The following is a 6,366-nucleotide window of genomic DNA, read 5'->3' on the forward strand; positions in this document are numbered from 1 at the left end:
AACCGTATATATAACCGTATATATATATAAACAACAGCCTATCTAAAATACTCTTAATAACCTAGACCAATATACCTCTAAATTATTATATAATGATTACCTCATATTACGAGGGAGCCATAAATTAAACAGTCTACCGACTTTTCTATTAACACCCCTACTCAATGTCAAACATCACAACGCTGATGGTTAGAGCTATTGCTAAGTAACTTCAAGCTACAGACTCTTGAAGGAAGTCCTCTTGCGAATTAGAGGAAAATGTTTTCAACAAAAGTACTTTCTTCAAGAAATCTTCGCTGTTGAAGGGGTTTAGGTATAATAATGCTTGAAATAGGCAGAAGGCTCCCCCATAACTATACCCAACAAAAGAGCAAGATTCTTAGGGAGCGAAGTAAACCCATGTACCAATCAATTGCTATCGAATTAAACGAGCAAAACTTACAACAGGTCATTGAGCAATCAATGCAAACCCCTGTATTAATCAGCTTTTGGGCACCTTCAATGCCTGAAACCGCCGAAGTTAACCAAGTTTTAGAGCATGTTGTCGCTTCCTATCAAGGCCAAGTTGCGCTTGCTACGCTAAACTGTGAAACCCAGCAGATGGTTGCCTCGCAATTTGGCGTACGTAGCTTACCAACCGTTGCATTGTTTAAAGATGGCCAACCTGTTGATGGTGCCGCTGGACCACAAACAGAACAAAGCATTCGTGAAATGCTAGCCAAGCATTTACCAAGCCCAGAAGAACTTGAACTTAAAGCGGCGTTAGAGCAAGTCGACGCCCAGCAATTTAACGAAGCACTTCCAGTACTTCGAGAACTCTCGGCTAAATTTGAAAAAAACAGTGTGATCACACTAGCAGTGGCTGAATGCTTAATCGAAACCGCCCAATATGACGAAGCTGAAAATTTACTTGCAACTGTGCTAATGCAAGATCAAGACGCTAAATATAAAGGTTTAATGGCAAAGCTTGAATTACATAAACAAGCAAGTGATTCACCCGAAATCCGTTTACTGGAAGAAAAGCTAGCAGCCCAGCCAGATAACCTCGATATCGTATTCGAACTTGCCGTGCAATACAGTCAAGTGGAGCGTGCCGAAGAAGCGTTAGAACTGCTAATCACTCTGCTACGTAAAGACATGAACTTTGCTGATGGTAATGCGAAAAAGACGATAATGGATATTCTTGCTGCACTCGGCCAAGGCAATGCTATTGCCAGTAAATACCGCCGCCAGCTGTACTCATTACTGTACTAGTCACGCCTTTGAAATAACCACCACCGTATTTTACTGTGGTGGTTTACTGATGCTGGCATAACCCTTCTATTATTGGGCACTCTGCGCCTTCATCTCCTGGGCATTGCTTAGTCAGTACTTCCAATGTTTGCTTCATTTGACGTAATTCATTTATCTTTTCATCAATTTCTAATAACTTTTGCTCCGCTTTAATTTTTACATCAGCACTGCGTCTTTTCGGATCTCTCGAAAAATCCAATAACTCTCGGCTTTCATCCAATGTAAAACCCACCAAGCGAGAACGGCGTATCAAATGCAGCTCATCGACATGCTTCTGGCTATATTGGCGATATCCATTTTCCGCACGTGAAGGCAGTGAAATCGCGCCTTTATCTTCATAAAATCGAATGGTTTTTGCCGTTAAGCCCGTAAGCTTAGCAACCTCACTAATGTTCATTCTTTAACCTTACAGCTACTGTAACCTTTATTTTATTATTCATAATTTAGGCGGCGATACAAGTAAACAATCCTATTGATAAAAAACATTGACCTTCTAGTTAATGGAAGCTTTATGATAGTCATATTACCCCACAATAAGCTGCAGGATTAATGTAGGTCCTATCGGCTTTAGGTTAGTTATTAAGGCAATACGATGGCTAAATTTACCCTCCCATTACGAAAAGTAAGGTGCATGAACTGCGCCAATAAAATTCACACCGCGTTAACCGCTTTGCCGGGGATCAGCAAAGCAAGTATTGATACTAAAAACGCGGTAATAGAGGGTGACATTGACCCCATTGCAGCGATCAATATCATTGACCAACTCGGCTATGAGGCAGGGTATAAATACGACTTGCCTCTTCGTGGGCTCTCGTGTGGCAAATGCGTCAATAAGGTAAAAACCGCCTTAGCAGAAAGCCCTGGCATGATTGATTATCAGGTGAGCAAAACCCGCTTATCCGGACTTGGAACGGTGCCAACCGCCAGTATCATCACTCAAATTGAAGCGCTTGGTTTCCAAGTCCCCGACCTTAGTACATCAACGCTAACTCTCTCAGGGCTTAGCTGTGGTAAATGCGTAGCGAAAGTTGAACAAGCCCTCACCGAGCACCCTGACGTTGAATCATTCGATGTTAGTAAAACCTCTGCAACGATTGCTAGTTATACCAACCAACAATCCCTTATCGAGCTAATTACCAATCTAGGCTTGACTGCCGTTGATGCAAATCATCATGGCATGACTAAAAACGCAGAATCCCAAGTTTCCAGTACACCGCCCCAGCAGAAAAAAGAGTGCAAAGAGCAGAGTCAAAAAGAGTCAGAGCAAGGCAACAAAGCCAACCAGTTTATTCTTTCCGGTATGACGTGTGCGAGCTGTGTCGCTTCCGTTGAAAAAGCCATTGTCTCTGTCAAGGGTGTAGCAAGCGCCAGTGTCAATTTAGCTGAGCGCACTGCGCTAGTGACTGGCTCCGCCTCCACCGATGTCGTCATTCAAGCGATCAGCGATGCGGGTTATGGTGCAGAACTGAGTGAAGATGAACAGTCACGCCGCCAGCGTCAGCAACAACAAAATGAGGTCACGTTTCGCAAGCATATCCGCAATGCCTATATTGCATTAGGTGCTGGTGGGCCGATGATGGCTTGGGGAATGCTAGGTGGTAGCATGATGATCAACTCCCCTCAAGATCAAGTTGGCTGGGGCGCTGTTGGTATACTTACACTTGCTTTACTACTCACCGTTGGGCGACATTTTTTCATTAATGCTTGGAAAGCATTCAAACATCACCGAGCGACCATGGACACATTAGTCGCACTGGGTACAGGCGCAGCTTGGCTGTATTCAATGCTGGTGGTCATAGCCCCAGAGTTACTGCCAATACAAGCAAGACATGTCTATTTTGAAGCCTCTGCGATGATCCTTGGCTTAGTCACCTTAGGCCATGCTCTAGAAGCAAGAGCAAGAAGCCGTACATCAAAAGCCCTTGAACAACTCATGGATCTACAGCCACAAACGGCTGTCATCATCGAACACGGTCAAGAACGAGAGGTCCCTCTTGCTGAAGTAAAAGCAGGCATGCTGCTACGCCTATACCCCGGAGCAAAAGTACCGGTTGATGGCACCATCGTTGACGGCAACAGCTACATTGATGAGTCCATGCTAACAGGCGAACCGATTCCAGCGAATAAGCAGCAAGGTGACCTTCTGCATGCAGGGACCATCAACCAAAATGGCAGCCTGATTTTTAAAGCCGAGAAAATTGGTCACGATACCATGCTCGCAAGGATCATCAGCCTCGTTCGTCAGGCACAAAGCAGTAAACCAGAGCTGGCTCGCCTAGCTGATACTATCTCAAGTATCTTTGTCCCATCGGTAATGATCATCGCCATTATAACGGCTGTAGTATGGTACTACGTTGGCCCAGATCCATCCTCTGTTTACATGCTTGTTGCTGCAACCACAGTACTCATTATTGCCTGTCCATGTGCGTTAGGCCTTGCTACCCCTATGTCTGTCACTGTTGGGGTTGGACGAGCAGCTGAATACGGCGTACTGATCCGAAATGCCGAAGCAATGCAAATCGCGGCTGATGTCGATACTGTTGTACTTGATAAGACAGGTACATTAACCGAAGGCCGGCCTCAACTTGTTGAATTAAAAACATACCATGGTATAGACCATGACGAGCTACTGACCCTGTCAGCCAGCCTTGAACAGGGTTCTGAACACCCTCTTGCAAAAGCCGTTCTTGAAGCTGCTAAAGACAAATCACTTGAGTTACAACCGCTGCAAACATTTAAAGCGAATCCAGGGTATGGGGTAAGTGGCATGGTTGATGGTCATCAGATTTTACTTGGTAACAGCAAGCTGATGGAGCTTCATCAAATCAACATTACCGCTGAGTTATCAGATGCTGATGCCATAAGCCAACAAGGCGCCACGCCGATTTTCATTGCAAAAGATAATCAGTTGATCGGCATCATGGGCATCAGCGACCCACTTCGTCACGATTCAGTCGATGCTATCAAACGACTAAAATCCATGAACCTCGAAGTCATCATGCTTACTGGCGATGTCGAAGCAACAGCGAAAGCCATTGCAATACAAGCGGGGATCGACCATGTGATCGCAGGTGTTTTACCCGATGGTAAAGCCGCCGAAATTTCAGCACTGCAGCAGCAAGGTAAAAAAGTCGCGATGGTCGGTGACGGGATCAATGATGCTCCAGCGTTAGCACAAGCTGAAGTAGGCATTGCAATGGGAAGTGGTAGCGATGTCGCCATTGAAAGTGCGCAATTAACCTTAGTTCGCCACTCATTACATGGAGTCGCTGATGCCTTGCAACTATCAGAGGCGACGTTAAAAAACATGAAACAAAACCTGTTTGGGGCCTTTATTTACAATACATTAGGGATCCCAATTGCCGCTGGTGTTCTATTCCCATTTACAGGGGCGCTCTTAAGCCCTGTTGTCGCAGGCGCCGCAATGGCTCTGTCTTCCATCACCGTGGTGAGTAATGCCAACCGACTTCGTTTGTTCCGCCCTAAGGGCAGTACACACCGCACTTCCCCTACAGCTAAGGAGCAATAATATGGTTGCCATTATCGGTATCACTGCCATTGTTTTTATTGTTTGGTGGTTCTGGCTTCATCCTGATAAATAGCCACAACGACAGATAGCTGATATAACCAAGGTATCATTAGTTTTCTCAGCTATCTGTCTTATGTTCTTATCTCGCTTTTCATCTAGACTTTCAACACTGTGCTGGCTACTGCCATTCATCGCTACGTCAGCCTACTCCGCCCCGATGGTGTGGCTTGCCAAAGACAGCCAACGTGAATTTATTTTTTTAGGTTCAATTCACGCCGGTAATGAAACGTTATACCCTCTACCATCTCCGTTTCTCGACCATTGGAAAGACGCTGATGCTTTGGTCGTCGAAGCCAATATCCTCAAACCTGCGAATACAGCACTCAAACCAAACCAGCCTACTACGACCCAATTACTCGACCATGCTGAAAAAGAAAAGCTCGCTCAAGTCACTAAACAAACACATCAATCCTACCCTTCATTGCTAAATAGCCCACCTTGGCTTGCAGCGATCCAACTCCAAATGGATATGGCTAAGCAAGTCGGTCTAACGCCTGAGCAAGGTATTGATATCACCCTGTTACAACGAGCCAATGAAGAAAGACGCCCCATTCTTGAACTAGAAAGTATTCAGCAACAAATTGAAATGATGGAATCATTTGACGATCACGGCAAAGATTTACTCATGACAACAGTAAATGATTGGGGTGAGATGCAGACTCAGCTTAGTTGTCTTGTAGACGCATGGAAAGCCGGTGATCACCAGCAATTATTATCACTATTTGAAGATAGTCAGTACTCTGACGACACCGACGACACATTAATTTTTGAACGCAATCATAAGTGGGCATCACTGCTTTCAACGTCACCGCTGTATCAACAAGGCCGTTTTATCGTCGTGGTAGGCGCATTGCACCTCTTTGGAGAGCAAGGTGTGCCAGCATTACTTGAGCAGCAGGGATTTGAAGTTAGTCTATTAACACAAGGTGAAAGAAGTAATTGTCGCTTGTAGCTAGTCATAAGACCGGAACGCGCAGTTGAGGTTTACGAAGAGTGGTCGGTGAAGAGGACAAATCGAGGCAATGGTAACCCCCGCCCCTCTGGTCCGCTTATACCAAGAGCTGCGATGCACTACCAAGTGCGCTATTCAATGACTTCACTAAACACCCAAAACGAAAAAAGCCTGCGTCATAAGACCGGGACGCGCAGTTGAGGCTTTCGAAAAGTGGTCGGTGAAGAGGCCAAATCGAGGCAATGATAACCCCCGACCCTCTGATCCGCTTATACCAAGAGCTGCGATGCACTACCAAGTGCGCTATTCAATGACTTCACTAAACACCCAAAACGAAAAAAAGCCTGCGTTATAAGACCGGGACGCGCAGTTGAGGCTTTCGAAAAGTGGTCGGTGAAGACGCCAAACCTAGGAAACAGGGAACCCCCGACCCTCTGGTCCGCTTATACCAAGAGCTGCGATGCACTACCAAGTGCGCTATTCAATGACTTCACTAAACACCCAAAACGAAAAAAGCCTGCGTCATAAGACC

Annotated in this window: 4 protein-coding genes; 3 read left to right on the plus strand and 1 reads right to left on the minus strand. The window is 45.5% G+C overall.

The window, feature by feature from the left end:
• Window positions 1–399: 399 nt before the first annotated feature.
• Complete coding sequence (locus L4D78_RS27835) at window positions 400–1,254, plus strand: co-chaperone YbbN (RefSeq protein WP_428469929.1); 855 nt, start codon at window positions 400–402, stop codon at window positions 1,252–1,254.
• A gap of 43 nt (window positions 1,255–1,297) precedes the next feature.
• On the opposite strand, the gene cueR is transcribed toward L4D78_RS27835, so the two are convergent.
• A complete protein-coding gene (cueR, locus tag L4D78_RS27840) occupies window positions 1,298–1,690 on the minus strand; it encodes a Cu(I)-responsive transcriptional regulator (protein ID WP_428469930.1) in 393 nt (130 codons plus the stop codon).
• A 195-nt stretch (window positions 1,691–1,885) separates the two neighbouring features.
• Here cueR and L4D78_RS27845 point away from each other — a divergent pair, with 195 nt between their 5' ends.
• Together L4D78_RS27845 and L4D78_RS27850 are read left to right on the plus strand one after the other, a co-directional pair.
• Window positions 1,886–4,822 carry a copper-translocating P-type ATPase gene (locus L4D78_RS27845; RefSeq protein ID WP_428469931.1) on the plus strand — a complete coding sequence of 979 codons (2,937 nt, stop codon included), beginning with the start codon at window positions 1,886–1,888 and terminating at the stop codon, window positions 4,820–4,822.
• A gap of 133 nt (window positions 4,823–4,955) precedes the next feature.
• The gene (locus L4D78_RS27850; RefSeq protein WP_428469932.1) at window positions 4,956–5,834 is read left to right on the plus strand and encodes a TraB/GumN family protein; all 879 of its coding nucleotides are present in this window, start codon (window positions 4,956–4,958) and stop codon (window positions 5,832–5,834) included.
• Window positions 5,835–6,366: the final 532 nt, after the last annotated feature.

Source organism: Photobacterium minamisatsumaniensis, from assembly GCF_050336695.1.
GTDB lineage: Bacteria > Pseudomonadota > Gammaproteobacteria > Enterobacterales > Vibrionaceae > Photobacterium > Photobacterium minamisatsumaniensis.